This is a genomic window from Phocaeicola sp. GP0067 (assembly GCF_031119655.1).
GTDB lineage: Bacteria > Bacteroidota > Bacteroidia > Bacteroidales > Bacteroidaceae > Phocaeicola > Phocaeicola vulgatus.
In genome coordinates this window covers 68,060-85,061 of sequence record NZ_JAVHZY010000002.1, presented here as the reverse complement: position 1 = coordinate 85,061, position 17,002 = coordinate 68,060, and the positions used below count along the sequence as shown (strand labels likewise).

Below are 17,002 nucleotides of genomic sequence, written 5' to 3'. Positions count from 1 at the left end.
TAATTAGTTACAAATGAAAAAAATATTCATAACCACTACTGCGCTGCTGATAGCTTGTACACTGTCAGCAGCCGATTTGTTCGTATCTCCGGAAGGCAATGACCGGAATCCGGGTACCAAAGACTCTCCGAAAGCCACCCTTACAGCCGCATTGCGTCAGGCAAGGGAACTTCGTCGTCTTAATGATGAAAGTGTAAAAGGTGGCATCACCATCCATCTGGAGGCAGGTGACTATCATCTGTACGAACCCGTCTTTATCCGTCCGGAGGACAGCGGGACGGAAGCGTCACCTACCGTCATCACTTCGGATGGAAATGCCGTTCTGAATGGTGGGGTGGAAATCAGGAACTGGAAGAAGCAAGGAAAGTTGTGGGTAGCCGATGTCCCTATGTTTAACGGGCGTCCGCTGGATTTCCGGCAACTGTGGATCAATGGGCAAAAGGCTGTTCGTGCAAGGGATGTGGCAGACTTTGAAAAGATGTACCGCATCATCAACAACGACCCCCAAAACGAAATACTGTGGGTACCTGCCGCTGCTGTAAAGAAAATACAGAAGGCCCGATATGCCGAAATGGTCCTTCATGAAATGTGGTGTGTGGCAAATCTCCGTATCAAGTCGGTCGAAATACAGGGAGACAGTGCCGCCGTGCGTTTCCATCATCCTGAAAGCCGCATCCAGTTCGAACACCCGTGGCCGCGTCCTATGGTGACCAAGGATGGTCACAACTCGGCTTTCTATCTGACCAATGCCATGGAATTGCTGGATGAACCCGGCGAGTGGTATCACGACATTGAAAGCCGTAAAATATATTATTATCCTCGGAAAGGAGAGAAGATAAGCAAAGCCGTAGTTCCCGGCATCGAAACGTTGGTATGGGTGGAAGGAACGATAGACCGTCCGGTAAAGCACATCCGTTTTGACAATATTGCTTTCCAATATACCACCTGGATGCGTCCCTCTTTGCAAGGTCATGTTCCTCTTCAGGCAGGTATGTACATGACAGACGGATATAAAATCCGTCCTTCCATGATTCGTAAGAACAATCATAAGCTGGATAATCAAGGTTGGTTGGGCCGTCCGGCATCGGCAGTCGTAGTCAAGGCTGCCTGGGATATTGATTTCGAGAAGTGCCGTTTCCGGCATTTGGGCTCTACAGGCATTGATTATGAATGGGCCACCGATGGAGGACATATAAACGGCTGTCTGTTCCGTGATATTGCCGGGAACGGTATTGTAGCGGGCAGTTTCAGCCCTGCCGCTCACGAAACACATCTTCCATACGATCCTGCCGACCGTCGTGAGGTCTGTACCGGACTGACTATTTCCAACAACTACATCAACGATGTGACCAATGAAGACTGGGGCACCTTGGGTATTTGCGCCGGTTATGTCAGTGATATCAATATCGAGCACAATGAAATCAGTGATGTATCCTATTCAGGCATCAGTCTGGGATGGGGATGGACACGTACAGTAAACTGTATGCGCAATAACCGCGTGCACGCCAATCTGATTCATCACTATGCCAAGCACATGTATGATGTAGCCGGTATTTATACATTAGGTTCACAACCCCATAGCTGGATTACGGAAAATTGCGTTTCTAACATTTTTTCACCCGGTTATGCACATGATCCCAATCATTGGTTCTATCTTTACACCGACGAAGGATCTTCATTTATCACCGTCAAGGACAACTGGACGGAAGGAGAGAAGTTCCTGAAGAACGCCAACGGTCCGGGCAATACATGGGAAAACAATGGTCCGATGGTGAACGACAGCATCAAGGCAAATGCCGGACTGCCCAAAGAATATAGCTATTTGAAGGAAAAATAAAACGTGATACCATTATGAAAAACAAACTTGCCACTTTAGTCGGAGCACTTGCATTGAGTGCTGCCGCCTCCGCCCAGACCTGGATCTGGTATCCGGGTGATTATGAGATATGGCTGGGCAACCGGATGAACAACCGCCGTACGGAACGCGGTGCTTTTTTCCCTCCCTTCTGGAAAACGGACAGCCATTATGTGGTAGTGGAATTCAGCAAGAAATTGGACCTGGCGGAACCGGAAGAAATCTTCATTGCCGCCGAAGGAAAATACAATGTGAAATTGGACGGCAAACTGCAATTCGGTATGCCCTCCACCTTGAAACTCCCCGCAGGAAAACACAGTCTGAACATCAAAGTGTGGAATCAGTCCACTCCCCCCACTATTTATGTGAAAGGAAAAACCGTAAATACGGATAAGACCTGGAAAGTAACCTACGAAGACAAGGAATGGATAGACGAAAGCGGAAAAGCCAGTGATACTTCTGCCACCGTTTATATGGATGCAGGGTGTTGGAACTTTGACGGAGCCACCCAACTGCCTTCCAAGTTTTCATTGGCCAGAAAACCGATGAAAGCAGTTTCCTCCACTCCCCGGAAAGAAGGGGTATTGTACGACTTCGGAAAAGAAACCTTTGGTTATATCACTCTGAAAGAGGTAAAGGGAAAAGGAACGATCCATATCTATTACGGTGAAAGTCCTGAAGAAGCCTTGGATACGGAATATTGCGAAACATTGGACAAATTGCTGGCAGAGCCGGGGCAGATAACCGATCTGGCCATCCGGAATACACGGAAACTATACGATGAATACACGTTGGACAACAGCAAGGCCTTCCGTTATGTCTATGTCACTTGCGATCCGGGAGTAACGATACAGGACGTTTCCATGCAATACGAATACCTGCCCGAAGAGTACCGGGGCTCATTCAAATGCAATGACGAAGAGCTGAACCGCATCTGGGAAGTAGGAGCATACACCATGCACCTTACTACCCGTGAATTCTTTATCGACGGCATCAAGCGCGACCGTTGGGTATGGAGTGGCGATGCCATCCAGAGTTACCTGATGAACTACTATCTGTTCTTCGATAATGAAACCGTGAAGCGTACCATCTGGCTGCTTCGCGGAAAAGACCCTGTGACCAGCCACAGCAATACCATTATGGACTACACCTTCTATTGGTTCCTCAGTATTTACGATTACTATATGTACTCCGGTGACAAAGACTTTGTAACCCAACTCTATCCGCGTATGCAAAGCATGATGGACTATGTATTGGGACGCACCAATGCCAACGGTATGGTGGAAGGTATGACCGGTGACTGGGTATTCGTAGACTGGGCAGACGGTTATCTGGACAAGAAAGGCGAACTCTCCTTTGAGCAAGTCTTGTTCTGCAAAAGTTTGGAAACCATGGCGCTTTGTGCCGGTCTGGCCGGTAATACGGCAGACAAAACCAAGTATGAGAAACTGGCTTCCGCTTTACGTTCCAAGCTGGAACCCGCTTTCTGGAATGAGCAGAAACAGGCGATGGTACACAACCGCGTTCAGGGCAAGCAGAGTGAGTCCGTTACCCGCTACGCCAATATGTTCTCTGTCTTCTTCAATTATCTGGATGCCGATAAACAGCAGACCATCAAACACTCCGTATTGCAGAATGACAGTATTTTGAAAATCACCACTCCTTATATGCGTTTCTATGAACTGGAAGCACTGTGCGCCTTGGGCGAACAAGAATCGGTGATGAAAGAAATGAAAGCCTATTGGGGCGGTATGTTGAAAGAAGGAGCTACCAGTTTCTGGGAGAAATACAATCCCGAAGAAACAGGTACCCGGCATCTGGCCATGTACGGACGTCCATACGGCAAAAGCCTCTGCCATGCATGGGGAGCCAGCCCCATCTATTTGCTGGGCAAATACTATCTGGGAGTAAAACCCACCAAACCCGGTTACGAGGAATACTCCGTCACCCCTTGTCTGGGCGGCTTGAAATGGATGGAAGGAACCGTGCCCACTCCATACGGCAATATCCATATCTATATGGATAAGAAAGAGATCCGTATCAAGTCCGACGGCGGAAAGGGAGTGCTGAACATTCCAACCCGGAAAGGAATGAAAGCCATGACCATAGAACCCGGAGAAGAACAAGTCTTCAAATACTAATGGAATAGATCAAAAAAAAGGTGATACCTACCTTCCCAGGCGGGTATCACCAACACTGTTTCGTAAGTTCCCGTTATCCGCTGATAACAGTACTTACCTCTGATCTAACATTAGTTTTCTTATGGGCTTCCGCCTGTATCACTACATTAGGAAGCGGAGATTTTACATCTTGGAAAAAAGTATCTTCCAAAAGCTTCGCTTTTTAGTCTCTTCTTTATTACCTGAACTTTGATAAATATCTTCGTATCCCCATTTGTCATGGATCATTCTGTAAATCATCCCCCATTCGGGCAGTCCTCCCAGATTACGGTCATCAATAAACAAATCCGCCTTCAGTTTTCTGGAGTAATGATTACTTTCCAGGGTTTCTTCCGCATAATTGCTGTTTACGGCATAAAACTCCAGTCCACGCTCCCGGCAGAAATCCACGGCCTCCTGTAATAATTCACCTTCCCGCACACTCCACAGGATAAGGCGGTGCCGTTCCTGTTGTAGTTTTTTCAGCGTTTCTATGGCAAAGGGTAGTTCCCTGCCTATTTCGGGATATTTATGCTCCACTATTGTGCCGTCAAAGTCAACTGCTATAATCATTCCTTATGCTTTCGAAAATTCTTTAATACGCTGCTCCTCTGCCAGTCTGCATATCAGCAGGGTTCCCTCTTTCTCGGCTATGATATACCCGTCCAGTCCTTGTATTACCGCCTGTTTCAAATGCGGTGTGTGTACAATGCAGTTATTGCATTCATACAATCGGACATTCTCGCCTACAACGGCATTGTTCCGTTCATCTTTGGGCAGCAAGGAATGTAATGAGCCCCAGCTACCCAGATCAGACCATCCGAACTCTGCCGGCAATACATAAATCCGTTCCGCTTTTTCCATTACGGCATAATCTATGGATATACTTTCACAAGCAGGGAACAGCTCTTCTATGGTTTCTTTCTCTCTTTCGGTATAGAACTCCGGATAAATCCTGTCGAACACCTCGGCAATGCCCGGTGCATAACGGCGTATAGCCTCTTCTATGGTCTTTACATTCCATACAAAGATCCCTGCATTCCAGAAATAATTCCCGGCGTCCACATAGTGCCGTGCCGTTTTCAAGTCCGGTTTCTCTTTGAATTCATCCACTTTCCGTATATCCTGATCCACCTCTTCTCCCGCGGCTATATATCCGTATCCCGTTTCCGGGCGGCAAGGTCTGATACCTATGGTTACAATGGCCTTGCTTTGATCTGTCATCAGCAGTGCCTTGGCTATCACCCGGCGGAATTCATCCGTATTGATAACCAATGCATCCGCAGGAGTCACTACGATATTGGCGTGCGGGTGGTGTTTCTTGATTTTCCAGCAAGCGTATGTGATGCAGGGTGCCGTGTTACGTGCAACCGGCTCCGTCAGTATATGATGAGGCGGCACGGATGGCAATTGTTTCCTTACCGTCTCCTTATACTTATCCGAAGTCACTATCCATATATTATCCGGAATGCACAACCCTTTAAAGCGTTCCACTGTCAGTTGTATCAGGCTTTTGCCACATCCCGTCACATCAATGAACTGTTTGGGACATTCCGGCGTACTCATGGGCCAGAAGCGGCTTCCTATGCCGCCTGCCATGATAACGATATGAGTTTCCATAACACGTATGCTTTTTATTTCTTTTTATATTCCAGATACCATTGGTACATCTTGTGCACCCCTTCCTCTATGTCTATTTTGTGATGCCATCCCAGTTCATGCAATTTGGTCACATCGGTCAGTTTGCGCATGGTTCCGTCCGGTTTCTCCGGATTGAATGTAATGCTGCCTTTATATCCCGTTTCCTTTACTATCAGATGAGCCAGGCCGGCGATGGATATTTCTTTTCCCGTGCCGATGTTGATGTGGCAGTTGCGTATCTCTTTTGTGCCGGGACGGTAAGTATCTTTAAAGTCCACATGCTCCATGATGAAAACACTGGCATCCGCCATCTCCTCACTCCATAAGAATTCGCGCAGCGGCGTGCCTGTTCCCCACAGTTCCACCCCGTCCTTGCTGATGCCGTAGTTTTTCAGGACAGCCAGTATCTCCTCTGTTCTGCTCTCCCCGTTTATACCTTCCACCGGGCGCATATCCAGATCATAGCGTATGTTCTCCCAGTCACCCTCGTTCAGGCATTTGGCAAGATGTATTTTCCTGATCATGGCAGGCAGTACATGGCTGCGTTCCAGGTCGAAATTATCATTGGGGCCATACAGGTTCGTAGGCATTACAGCGATATAGTTGGTACCATATTGCAGGTTGAAACTCTCGCACATTTTCAGCCCCGCTATTTTGGCGATGGCGTATGGCTCATTCGTATATTCCAGCGGGGAGGTGAGGAGAGCATCCTCCTTCATCGGCTGCTGTGCATCTCTGGGATAAATGCAGGTACTTCCCAGAAACAATAATTTCTTCACTCCGTGACGGAAGCTTTCCCCTATCACGTTCTGTTGTATTTGCAGGTTCTTGTAGATAAAGTCCGCCCTGTATGTGCTGTTTGCCATGATACCTCCCACGTGGGCGGCGGCAAGGATTACATATTCCGGTCTTTCTTGGTCAAAGAAGTCCTTTACGGCAACTCCGTCCAGCAAGTCCAGTTCCTTGTGGCTTCTGCCGGTCAGGTTGGTGTAGCCCTTTTCTTGCAGGTTACGCCAAATAGCGGAGCCCACGAGTCCGTGGTGCCCTGCTATATAAATTTTGGCTGATTTCTCCATTGAAATTCTTGACTAATGATTTAACAGCTTGCTTTGAGATGAAGTTTCTTCACGAATTTCATATCGTGTTTCACCATGATTTTCACCAGTTCCTCGAATGAAGTCTTGCGGGGATTCCATCCCAGTAACGTTTTGGCTTTGGTAGGATCTCCCAGTAATTGTTCCACCTCTGCCGGGCGGAAATATTTGGGATCCACCTCTACCAGCACCTTGCCTGTAGCTGTGTCAATACCTTTCTCGTTCACACCTTCACCTTCCCAGCGCAAGTCGATGCCCGCTTCCTTGAAAGCAAGGGTGGCAAATTCGCGTACAGTGTGATATTCTCCGGTGGCTATAACAAAGTCTTCGGGCGTATCGTGTTGCAGAATCAGCCACATACATTCCACATAGTCTTTGGCATATCCCCAGTCGCGCAGGGAGTTCAGATTCCCCAAGTACAGTTTATCTTGGAATCCTTGTGCGATGCGTGCCGCCGCCAGGGTAATTTTCCGGGTAACAAAAGTTTCGCCCCGGCGTTCACTTTCGTGATTGAACAAAATACCGTTTACGGCAAACATGCCATAGCTTTCGCGGTAATTCTTGGTTATCCAGAAACCATATTGCTTGGCTACTCCGTATGGAGAACGGGGATAGAAAGGAGTAGTCTCTTTCTGAGGAACTTCCTGCACCAGTCCGAAAAGTTCCGAAGTAGATGCCTGATAAATCTTGGTTTTCTTTTCCAGCCCCAATATACGTACCGCCTCCAGCATGCGCAGCGTACCTACCGCATCCGCTTCCGCTGTGTATTCGGGCACGTCGAAGCTTACTTTTACATGGCTTTGTGCGGCCAGATTATAAATCTCGTCAGGTTGTACGGACTGTATGATACGTATCAGTGAGCTACTGTCCGTCATATCCCCCCAATGCAGGTTCACCAGTCGGTTCTGCTTCATATCCCGTACCCATTCGTCCAGATACAGATGTTCTATACGTGCAGTGTTGAATGAAGAAGAACGTCTTAGGATACCATGTACTTCGTATCCTTTTTCTATCAGGAACTCGGCCAGGAACGAACCGTCCTGTCCTGTGATACCTGAAATCAATGCTACTTTTTTGCTCATATTTTGTATTATTATTAAAAAAATGTTTTATACCATGACCTGTCTTCATGCATACTTGCATTTGGACCGGTATAAATAATTCTTATTCTTTTTTATTTGCGGCGTCAGGTTGTATCAGGCTCTCTTCCTCTGCTTCCGGTATTTCACTCCACGGCAGTCTGGCTTCAATGAACTGTGGAATCTTTGAAAGAATTTTGCCTTTCAGTGCCGAGATGGGTTTTATGCCGTGACTTTTATACATTCTCAAGTCCTCCGCCCATTTCAGTTTGCTTTTTCCCGCATCGGTAGAAAGCCCCCCCATTCTCATTTTCACGATGTATTTGTTCAGGTAATATACTTTCAGGTCGGCTTCGTACAGATAGCGCACCAGCAAATCCGAGTCGGCGGCTATCTTATAACTTTCGTCGTAAAGCCCCCATTTATCCATACACTCCTTCTTTATATAGACAGTGGGGTGGAGTGGGAGCCATCCGTTTTTCACATTCTCTTTACTGTACCGTCCGCTTATCCAGTTTCGTATCATCTGGTTGGTGTCGTCATAATCTACAAAGACCCCGTTGCCGTATATCATATCCGCATCTTGTTCCTCGAATGTTTTCACTATGTCGGAGATGGTGTGAGATGAGAACAGGAAATCATCGGAGTGAATCAGGCCTATAATATCTCCTGTTGCTGCACGTATTCCTTTGTTGATCGCTTCATACATACCTTTATCCGGCTCGGAAATAATTGTATCTATCCCATTTTTATATTCATTGATGACAGCCAGCGAGTTATCTTTCGACGCTCCGTCCACCACAATGTATTCTATGTCGGGATAATCCTGTTCCAGCACACTTTCTATTGCTCCACGAATAGTGGCTTCCCGGTTGTAGCAGGAAGTGATAATTGAAACTTTCATAATGTTGATGCTTTTATAATGTAAGTGGTTATTTATCTAAATACGTTTCTTTTATGAATGCCTTGATTCTCTTGTCATTCCATCCAAAGCGTTTTTTTATTTCATAAATTTTGGCATCTACCAGGAAACGATACCAGAAACCTTGTAAAAAGTGCCATATAAAGCCCTCTTTTCCATCCAGAAATCCCCCTTTCAGAATGTAGCGTATATTGAAATTGATAAATGGCCGTAAGAATAGCGGTGCTTTTATATATTTCACTTTCAGCCACCGTTTACGCTGTTCCTCTGTACCCCAAAACTTGGCCTGTACTTCTTTGCCTCTGTCGTCCAGTCCGTATTCCATCATCAGCATATCCGCCATTTCCCGTGTAGCATATCCATTGTGCTTTTCTGTCCACCAGGTCAGGTCATTCAAATTGGCGTCCACTTGATTCCCCTCTTCCACTGTGATTGTTGTTCCACTGAAGATGCGGATATGTTCATCCATCCATCGGTTCTCACACTCCCCATGTCCTCTTCGCCATACTTTCAGGTGGTAAGAAGGATACCATCCCCCGTGTAGCAGAGGCTTTCCCATAAAATCTATACGCTTGCGGACGTATACTCCATTTACCTCATTGTTACATTCCGCCAATGCTTTTTTCATGGCAGGTCCCAAGTTACCCTCCAAAAACTCATCAGCGTCAATGCGCCATATCCATTCTGTTGTAATGGGACAATTCTTCAGCCCCCAGTTGAACTGTGTCGCATAGTTTTTCCAAGGATTTTGGTAAACTTGCGCTCCTGCTTCTTTCGCAATTTCTACAGTTCTGTCTTTGCTGAAAGAATCGATGACGAATATTTCCTCACAGATATTTTTAAGCGAGTTGATACAACGGGATATATGTTTCTCTTCGTTGTATGTAAGAATGATGGCAGCTATGGAATTATTCATAATAGCTTTCGTTATACTTGATATATATTTTTGTTATTGAAAGGCTCATTGCTGAATACCTGTGAAAAAAGATGTGCTGTGCATTTTAGCAGATATGCAGCAATAAATATGATGATATATATAATGATGATATTCAGTGGAAATATGTTATTGAGTTTATCTGTAAAGATGGCATATTGAACCATATATATTTCCAAAGTTAAAGTTGAGATAAAATAAATAAACTTTCCTCCTGATTTGTATTCCAATATTTTATAAATCTGAGGTGTGTCACAAAATCTATATATCCAATAAATACTACTCAATAACGGAATAAGTGATATTAACTGGAATTTACAGAAGAACGGATCTATTTTATAAATTCCCATAAGTACATAATATGTAATAAGACTTACCAAGGCATAACCTCCGGACTTGAGAGGAGATACAACCTTGTATTTTCTGATGGCTACCATAGCGCCTAGCATCATAAAAAGAAAATAATATATTCTCATAAATGGAACCGCAGCATACATTACCGAATGGTTAAAATCTAATACCCAGAAACTACTGATTGCCACAAGCAGGAAAGCTATGCCAAAGACTTGATTTAAATACTTCAATAGATAAATACGGATGAAATAGAAGATGACATAATATGCCATAATACATGGTATAAACCAATATTTAGGGGTTGTTATTAAGTCTGTGATTTGCCAATTCCAATTGAAAATTACTGCCGATACCAGTGCCCACATTATGATAGTGGGATAAATTCTGTTAATTCGTCTTTTATACCAATTCGGAAAACCGTCTTGTCTTCCCATAAATAGAGTAAAACCGGAACAGAAAAAGAATAAACCGTCACCTATTGCCCCACCGGTAACTAAGCTACCGTATTTAGGAAATAATATTCCCATGTGTGAATAAGTTATTAAAAAGGCAGCAATGAACTTTAAGAGAATAATACCTTTGTTTTTACCCCCCCCCATGTAATTATTTTTAACTATATTCATTTCTTTAATATTCTTTTTTTTATATATTTAGCCGGATTTCCTGCATAAACTCCCCACGGCTCTGCGTCTTTTACCATTACTGTACCTGCGCCTATCACAGCACCTTCCCCAATCTCTATATCAGGACCGATGAATGTATTAGCGCAAATCCATGTCTGATTGCCGATACGGATTTCGGGACGCAGTAGGGGAAGAGCCGGATCGGTATAGTCATGTGTGCCTGCACATACATGGACCCGATGGCTGACAGTAGCTTTTTCTCCTATTGTTACTTTACCTAAATTATAGATCAGGGTTTCTTCTCCAATGGCACTCCAATCGCCTATTTCCAGATTCCACGGGAACCAGATAACGGTGGAGGAGTAGATATGGACATGTTTTCCTATTTTAGCTCCGAATAGGCGTAGTATCGTATTTCTATATCCGAAAGCTATACGGGGAGAATTACGGAAAAAGAATTTTCCGAATGTCCACAGTATACGTTTTACGTAGATCCATTTGGAGTAGTTTAGGTGATTGCGATTTTCTGCTATGTTGAGTTCCATGTTTATAGACAAACTTTTTTATATAGTTCAACCATATTTTGAGCAACTTTTTGTGATGAGTATTTTTCTTCTATTAATTTTCTTCCATTTTTTCCCATTTGCTCCAGTTGTGTTTCTGTACATTGCAGAAATTCTTTGAGAGCTTTAGTCGTAGCTTCGGTTCCTATTTCTGTCCACCATCCGCAATGATAACTTTCCAGCTCTTGCCATGGAGTTCCTTGGGTAGTTATGACAGGTGTACCACATGCAAGTGCTTCAGCTACCACTATACCAAAGTTTTCACTATGTGTAGGTAGAACAAACAGATCGGCTTTTTTAAAAAGTTCCCACTTTTTATCACCGTATACACCTCCTATGAAATGAATTAAATTTTCAACACCTAATTTAGAGGCTAATTGCTTTAATTCATTGATATAGCTTTCTTCACCTTCTCCTGCAATGTTGATTGTATATCCTTGTAATTCCGTTTTTAAATTCGCTGTAGCTTCTATCAAGAAGTTGATACCCTTTTTGATATGGACACGACTTAAAAATAAGATATTCTTATTCCGTATCCATGACTCCTTCATTGTGATCTTATCTATTTCCACACAATTAGGAATTACTTCTATATTATTGTTCCATCCTAGCTGCGTAAGATTATGTTTTTCACTTTCTGCCGTAGCATGTATGACGTTTGCTATTTGTATTCCTCGTTTTTGGAATAGCAGTGATGCGGGAAATTTTTTTGTCCAATAATGACGTTTCATAATCCACGGTTCAAGCATTCCATGTGGAGTATATACTACAGTATATCCGATATTCTTAGCCCATATAGTGGTGCGTGCTGATAATGGTAACCAACAACTGTTCGCATGAAACACGTCCGGCTTGATATCATTGAGCAGAGTTAAAAATTCCGTTTTTCCTTTGTTTGAGAAAGGATTGTTATTTTTCGGTATATAGTGAACGGTGCAGTTTTCCAAAGTCAACGGATTTGCCTCGCGATGGGTTACAACGTGGAGTTCCACCAATTTTCCCAATTCGGTTGTTAGCAGTTGCATGTATGCACCGACACCACCCGATGTGCGATCAATACTGGGGATGTAATGTAGTATTTTCATGATATTTTATTTATCTTCCCCCTACACAAATACTGTATAGTTTAGGTAGGTTTTTTTTAAAATAAAATCCTATAATAATGAATAACAAGGTAAATATCCATGGGGATATTAGATAATTTACAGCAAATCCTATTGAGGAATGTCCCAATATTATAATTAATAATTTACGAATGATATTTAAGGTTGGTTCATGGAAAAGATAAATGAAGAATGTAAATTGGCAGGCAATATATAACCATTTATGTTTTTTCAATATAAAAGAATTGGTTACTAATCTGTTGTATATATTCCATATACTGATTACACCGAGTGCAATAATTGGTATTTGGAAATACGACCATCTTGGGCTAGGGTATATAAGTTCTATGGTAGAAATTAAGAGGAATGCAATATAATATCTTATATTTTTTATATTCTCTAGTTTTATTAGGAAAATATCTCCAGCTAGAAACCAAAACATAGCATATACAGGAATATATTTTATGTTACATAAGTTAAGTAAAAATATAGCGATAAGTAGGATTTTTTCTCCTTTTTTGCTACTATTTTTTATATAATATAAAAAAGGTGATAAGGCTACAATGATGATTAAATCTCGTAAGAACCAAAGGTGGAAAGCCAAAGGATCATAAAATATAGATTGAAATATATTCCATACAGGTAGGTTGAATATGGTTGATATACTTTCTGAATTAAAGAAACGGGCTGTACTGGGAATTAAACTTACTATGATATAAAAACAGGGAAAAAATAATGCAGCTATAATATAGGGAACTACTAAAGTCATAATCCTTTTCTTTATTTTGGCCCAAAGTATATTTTTGTTATTTAAATTAAGGAAGAATAGATATCCACTTATAGCATAAAATAAGGGTACTGCACACCGTCCTATTTTTCCACTAATGAAATCTTGTAGCTTGAAATTAAATGGCATTCCCTGTATTTCATTAGGGTAATCATGGAATCCAGAGTGGATATATAACACAAGTATAATACTTATCAATGATAAAAGTTTGATTTTTTGTGATAAGAATGGTGTCATCGTTATATGATTTGTGTCTGTTATTCTGTTTTTGTATTCATTCTGTTTGTTTTTCATTTTTCGCTTTATAGAGTTTGTCTTATGTAAAAATTATTAGATAAATCATTTTTTTATTTCTTTTCTTGTCGCGTAAATTTTGTTAATGATTGCTTTGATGTTTCTTTTAAATCCGTATAATTATTTGAAGCTTGGTAACTATAAATAATCATTTTATTGGAAAGAAAAAATACTTTTTATTGGATATATCAAATTTGAATAGAATTGAAATACTGGTCTCTATTGTTGTTTACAACAGAAATTTATAATCCCTGCGAATGTTTATAACTTTACAGAAGAACTATTTTAAATAATTCAATGCTGACAACCTGTTCATATAATAGGTTGATATCAGTGTATGACAAGCTGTTGATATATTTGCTATAACAGCTACTGATAGATACGTTTAGCTGCTAATTTTTTATCTTGAGGATTTTTCTGCAAATGTGAATACTTATTATTTATTTTCAATCAAACAGTTTATCATATACTTGGCTAGAACTCGGCCACTTATATGTTTGTCAGCCCATTGTTGTCGAAAAAATCTGTCATGGCGAATTGTGTCAATATTATCATGACACCATTGCATTATTTCAGAAAGTTGTTGTTCATTATTTACATGAAAGACTTTTCCAATTCGTTCATCCTTTAGTAAATCTGCGGCTCCACAAGTATTACTGCAAATTACATACATACCAGTTTGTAATGCTTCATTTACCACTGCCCCCCAACCATCATGAATACTTGGTAATATTAGAATATCATTTTTGGACATCCATGTAGGTATTTCTGTTTGAGGTTGAAAGCCAGTTAAAGTAACATAGCTTTTTAAATTATTTTTAATTATATAGTTTTCTAAATCTATTCGTCTGTTACCATCACCCACATAAGTCACATGACAGTCAAATTTAGAATTATTTTTTATGCAGGAAACAAGACTGCTGGAAATTATTTTAGGAGATTTCCTATAAGATAAACTACCAACAAAAAGAAATTTTGTTGTGGCTGTTTGATTTGCAATAAGGTTATTCTTTTCTTTGGGTTGTGTACAATACATAAAAGGATATACGTTCCATTTGCTATATACTGATTTGAAATATTTCGTAGCTCGGTTACCCATGGCAAAAACCTTATCTATATACTTGGCATATTTATAGTCTTGTAAGAAGAAACGTATACTATGTAACCATAAAGGCTTTCCATTATTACTGCCAAAAGCATATGTATATGGGCATTCTGTTACTATACCGCGTTTTATATTATAAACCAAACTAATTTTAAAGCAGTGGAATATAAATGGAAAACCATGTATACCTGAGAATAAATGCCAACTATCTGCCTCTCTCATATTAAATAAAGCACGAATTTTATCATTATTAGGGCTTATTATAATTGAGCATTTTTCTGTTTGGGGATAACACCCCAGTTCCCAACCCATTTTTTTACGTTCATCACTGATACTTTCTTCTGTAACTACTACTACTTCATCTACACGTTTATCATCCATAAGATGTACAATATATGGTAGTTGATGTGGGCTAAGACAATTTTGCCAAAATACAATTCTCATAAACGGTATATTTTACTATATATTTAATGAATCTACAGCATGTATTGTTTCTTTCCAAGCTTGCACTGTAAAGTTCATGCGTAAAAAGGAAATATTATCAGAATATTTTAATAGTTCATTGATATCCATATTGATGATATCTTGAATAGATTTTGTTATGGCTGCTTCATTGTATTCAGATAAAATGTAGTTTGCACCCTTTATCTCAGGATACGATATTGTGGAAAGTACAATCTTACCTTTTGAAAAATAGTCTAAAACTTTGGATGGAAAATTATTATTATTTTCGGGAAGATTGGGATTTCTTAAGTTCAAACAAATCGTTGCAGAATCAAGTAAACAAAGATAATCTTCGTATTTCATATTTCCAAAGAAGTGTAAATTTGTATATTTTTTATATTCAGTAGGAAATTCTCCATTCCCTGATATATATAGTTGTGCATTGGGAATTTTTGAGAAAACTTTTAATGCCATATCGTAACCTGTTACAGGGGATAAAGTGCCAGAAAAAAGAAATATAATGTCATTTATATCTTTTTTCTCTGATTTTATATTTAATATGTTCTCATCAATTATTCCAGCTTTCACTTTTAAATTTTTAATGTGTTTGAAACATGAACGTGCTGATAAAGATATCATTCCATCACATTTTCTTAATAACCAGCCAATAAAGGATTGAAGTGAGAATATATTGGAGGATGGAGTATAATCTGCCATTATTATATAAATCTTTTTACGCCAAATAAATTTAAGAAGTGTATATGCTAATAAGCAAGAAAATGTCAAATTGTAGAACCATATAGCATCTGAAGTATGTGTATCCCTAGCTAGTTTTACATTTAATAAAATATATCGGACTATTTTATTTATTTTGTTTTTGCCGTTGTTTATGTAAAATGTAATATTTTTGTATGTTATCTGGGGAGGTAGTTGATAGCTGATAGGTGTAATAGATCTAATATCATTAAAACATTTTCCATCCACTAGCCGATTACAAAAATTAATGGCAGCTTGTGATGCTTTTGATTTAATTATGTAATCGGAAGGGAGTATATTACAAATGAATGTTCTTTTTGTTATTTGTTTTTTTTGAGTCATATTTTATTTTTGTCCTATTATTCTTGGGAAATATTTTCGTATTATGATTGATAATATATAAAGTATAATCCATAAAAACATGTGTCTTAAAAATGGATTCATAATTTCGGGAACAGAAAAATATGAAAATCCGATTTTATATATGTACTTATTATCTGTGATAGTCCTAATATTATTATTGTATTATGTCCTGCCCACTTGAAGAATAATTTTATAGGTGTGGCATAAATATTATCAAAGTAAGTTTTAGTAATTAATATAATAGCAAATGTTCCTCCTATAGCATTAATAGCATTCAATCCATACCAACCACAATTATTCCAAGCCATATCTGTTCGAGGTAGTATTTGTGATAGAATAATATTTACTATTAATAGACAAATAGCTAAAGAATGTTTAGGAGGATAGTGAATTATTTTATTTTTAGATATATATCCAATTAAATAGAAAAAACTAGCATAGAAGGATACATCTATATTATACGGAAAATGAATATTGAAAAAATATAACATGTAACCAATTGTTCCTATTGTAATTGCTGTTAATAATATTAAACAGTTTGAATTTATGTAACGAATAATGAAATAAGAAAAAATTTCTGCAAAAAATAATACAGGGATAAACCATAATGCACATTCATTTATCCAACCTTTATATAACCATTCTTTTAATGTTTGATCGTGAATTGTTAATAAAGTGATAAGTGAGAATATAATATAAGGTATTATTAGAGTTTTCCCTCTTTTCTTTATAAACAAGTTAAAGTTGGGATATTTTGTTGCATTAAATAAGATTCCTGATATGATAAAAAATAGAGGCATATGGAAAGACCATATCCAATTGCTTATAGATAGTGGAATATACTTGTATGCCCACATACCATTAAAAAAATGGCAATGCCTTTAGTAAGATCTATCCAATCAATTCGAATATTGTTCATGTTTAAT

General features: G+C 39.9%; 15 protein-coding genes. 2 read left to right on the top strand and 13 right to left on the bottom strand.

Annotated features, from left to right (window positions below; genetic code table 11):
• Positions 1 to 13 precede the first annotated feature (13 nt).
• Both RE317_RS02150 and RE317_RS02145 read left to right on the top strand, forming a co-directional pair.
• The gene (locus RE317_RS02150; RefSeq protein WP_117889360.1) at positions 14 to 1,837 is read left to right on the top strand and encodes a right-handed parallel beta-helix repeat-containing protein; all 1,824 of its coding nucleotides are present in this window, start codon (positions 14 to 16) and stop codon (positions 1,835 to 1,837) included.
• A 14-nt stretch (positions 1,838 to 1,851) separates the two neighbouring features.
• Positions 1,852 to 3,996 carry an alpha-L-rhamnosidase C-terminal domain-containing protein gene (locus RE317_RS02145; protein ID WP_016270210.1) on the top strand — a complete coding sequence of 715 codons (2,145 nt, stop codon included), beginning with the start codon at positions 1,852 to 1,854 and terminating at the stop codon, positions 3,994 to 3,996.
• A 162-nt stretch (positions 3,997 to 4,158) separates the two neighbouring features.
• Here the strand turns inward: RE317_RS02145 and RE317_RS02140 are convergent, their stop codons facing one another.
• From RE317_RS02140 to RE317_RS02080, 13 genes are all read right to left on the bottom strand, one after another.
• Complete coding sequence (locus RE317_RS02140; protein WP_008670007.1) at positions 4,159 to 4,587, bottom strand: BT0820 family HAD-type phosphatase; 429 nt, start codon at positions 4,585 to 4,587, stop codon at positions 4,159 to 4,161.
• 3 nt (positions 4,588 to 4,590) lie between these two features.
• Complete coding sequence (locus RE317_RS02135; protein WP_117852042.1) at positions 4,591 to 5,634, bottom strand: mannose-1-phosphate guanylyltransferase; 1,044 nt, start codon at positions 5,632 to 5,634, stop codon at positions 4,591 to 4,593.
• A gap of 14 nt (positions 5,635 to 5,648) precedes the next feature.
• Entirely contained in the window at positions 5,649 to 6,731 is a 1,083-nt protein-coding gene (locus RE317_RS02130) for a GDP-L-fucose synthase (RefSeq protein WP_005844779.1), read from the bottom strand.
• A gap of 20 nt (positions 6,732 to 6,751) precedes the next feature.
• Positions 6,752 to 7,831 carry a GDP-mannose 4,6-dehydratase gene (gene gmd, locus RE317_RS02125; protein WP_005844781.1) on the bottom strand — a complete coding sequence of 360 codons (1,080 nt, stop codon included), beginning with the start codon at positions 7,829 to 7,831 and terminating at the stop codon, positions 6,752 to 6,754.
• Positions 7,832 to 7,913: 82 nt separating this feature from the next.
• Positions 7,914 to 8,732 carry a glycosyltransferase family 2 protein gene (locus RE317_RS02120; RefSeq protein ID WP_117873897.1) on the bottom strand — a complete coding sequence of 273 codons (819 nt, stop codon included), beginning with the start codon at positions 8,730 to 8,732 and terminating at the stop codon, positions 7,914 to 7,916.
• Between the two features lie 28 nt (positions 8,733 to 8,760).
• Complete coding sequence (locus RE317_RS02115; protein WP_005844785.1) at positions 8,761 to 9,666, bottom strand: glycosyltransferase family 2 protein; 906 nt, start codon at positions 9,664 to 9,666, stop codon at positions 8,761 to 8,763.
• An 11-nt stretch (positions 9,667 to 9,677) separates the two neighbouring features.
• The gene (locus tag RE317_RS02110) at positions 9,678 to 10,661 is read right to left on the bottom strand and encodes an acyltransferase (RefSeq protein WP_227212492.1); all 984 of its coding nucleotides are present in this window, start codon (positions 10,659 to 10,661) and stop codon (positions 9,678 to 9,680) included.
• Positions 10,658 to 11,206, bottom strand: coding sequence for a putative colanic acid biosynthesis acetyltransferase (locus RE317_RS02105; protein WP_011965674.1), 549 nt, complete (start codon positions 11,204 to 11,206; stop codon positions 10,658 to 10,660). Before RE317_RS02105 ends, RE317_RS02110 begins: the two co-directional genes overlap by 4 nt.
• A gap of 2 nt (positions 11,207 to 11,208) precedes the next feature.
• Entirely contained in the window at positions 11,209 to 12,309 is a 1,101-nt protein-coding gene (locus RE317_RS02100) for a glycosyltransferase (protein WP_117873899.1), read from the bottom strand.
• Positions 12,310 to 12,319: 10 nt separating this feature from the next.
• Positions 12,320 to 13,408: an acyltransferase gene (locus RE317_RS02095; RefSeq protein ID WP_057250548.1), complete on the bottom strand. Its 1,089-nt coding sequence runs from the start codon at positions 13,406 to 13,408 to the stop codon at positions 12,320 to 12,322.
• Positions 13,409 to 13,844: 436 nt separating this feature from the next.
• Complete coding sequence (locus RE317_RS02090) at positions 13,845 to 14,957, bottom strand: glycosyltransferase (protein WP_117889358.1); 1,113 nt, start codon at positions 14,955 to 14,957, stop codon at positions 13,845 to 13,847.
• Between the two features lie 15 nt (positions 14,958 to 14,972).
• Positions 14,973 to 16,055 (bottom strand): glycosyltransferase, encoded by a 1,083-nt coding sequence (locus RE317_RS02085; protein ID WP_117720441.1) that lies wholly within the window; start codon positions 16,053 to 16,055, stop codon positions 14,973 to 14,975.
• Positions 16,056 to 16,153: 98 nt separating this feature from the next.
• The gene (locus tag RE317_RS02080) at positions 16,154 to 16,933 is read right to left on the bottom strand and encodes an acyltransferase family protein (RefSeq protein ID WP_117889356.1); all 780 of its coding nucleotides are present in this window, start codon (positions 16,931 to 16,933) and stop codon (positions 16,154 to 16,156) included.
• Between the last annotated feature and the right edge of the window lie 69 nt (positions 16,934 to 17,002).

Coding starts and splice junctions, on each gene's coding strand:
- RE317_RS02150 (WP_117889360.1), top strand. CDS start 14: ATGAAAAAAATATTCATAACCACTACTGCGCTGCTGATAGCTTGTACA.
- RE317_RS02145 (WP_016270210.1), top strand. CDS start 1,852: ATGAAAAACAAACTTGCCACTTTAGTCGGAGCACTTGCATTGAGTGCT.
- RE317_RS02140 (WP_008670007.1), bottom strand. CDS start 4,587: ATGATTATAGCAGTTGACTTTGACGGCACAATAGTGGAGCATAAATAT.
- RE317_RS02135 (WP_117852042.1), bottom strand. CDS start 5,634: ATGGAAACTCATATCGTTATCATGGCAGGCGGCATAGGAAGCCGCTTC.
- RE317_RS02130 (WP_005844779.1), bottom strand. CDS start 6,731: ATGGAGAAATCAGCCAAAATTTATATAGCAGGGCACCACGGACTCGTG.
- gmd (WP_005844781.1), bottom strand. CDS start 7,831: ATGAGCAAAAAAGTAGCATTGATTTCAGGTATCACAGGACAGGACGGT.
- RE317_RS02120 (WP_117873897.1), bottom strand. CDS start 8,732: ATGAAAGTTTCAATTATCACTTCCTGCTACAACCGGGAAGCCACTATT.
- RE317_RS02115 (WP_005844785.1), bottom strand. CDS start 9,666: ATGAATAATTCCATAGCTGCCATCATTCTTACATACAACGAAGAGAAA.
- RE317_RS02110 (WP_227212492.1), bottom strand. CDS start 10,661: ATGAATATAGTTAAAAATAATTACATGGGGGGGGGTAAAAACAAAGGT.
- RE317_RS02105 (WP_011965674.1), bottom strand. CDS start 11,206: ATGGAACTCAACATAGCAGAAAATCGCAATCACCTAAACTACTCCAAA.
- RE317_RS02100 (WP_117873899.1), bottom strand. CDS start 12,309: ATGAAAATACTACATTACATCCCCAGTATTGATCGCACATCGGGTGGT.
- RE317_RS02095 (WP_057250548.1), bottom strand. CDS start 13,408: ATGAAAAACAAACAGAATGAATACAAAAACAGAATAACAGACACAAAT.
- RE317_RS02090 (WP_117889358.1), bottom strand. CDS start 14,957: ATGAGAATTGTATTTTGGCAAAATTGTCTTAGCCCACATCAACTACCA.
- RE317_RS02085 (WP_117720441.1), bottom strand. CDS start 16,055: ATGACTCAAAAAAAACAAATAACAAAAAGAACATTCATTTGTAATATA.
- RE317_RS02080 (WP_117889356.1), bottom strand. CDS start 16,933: ATGTGGGCATACAAGTATATTCCACTATCTATAAGCAATTGGATATGG.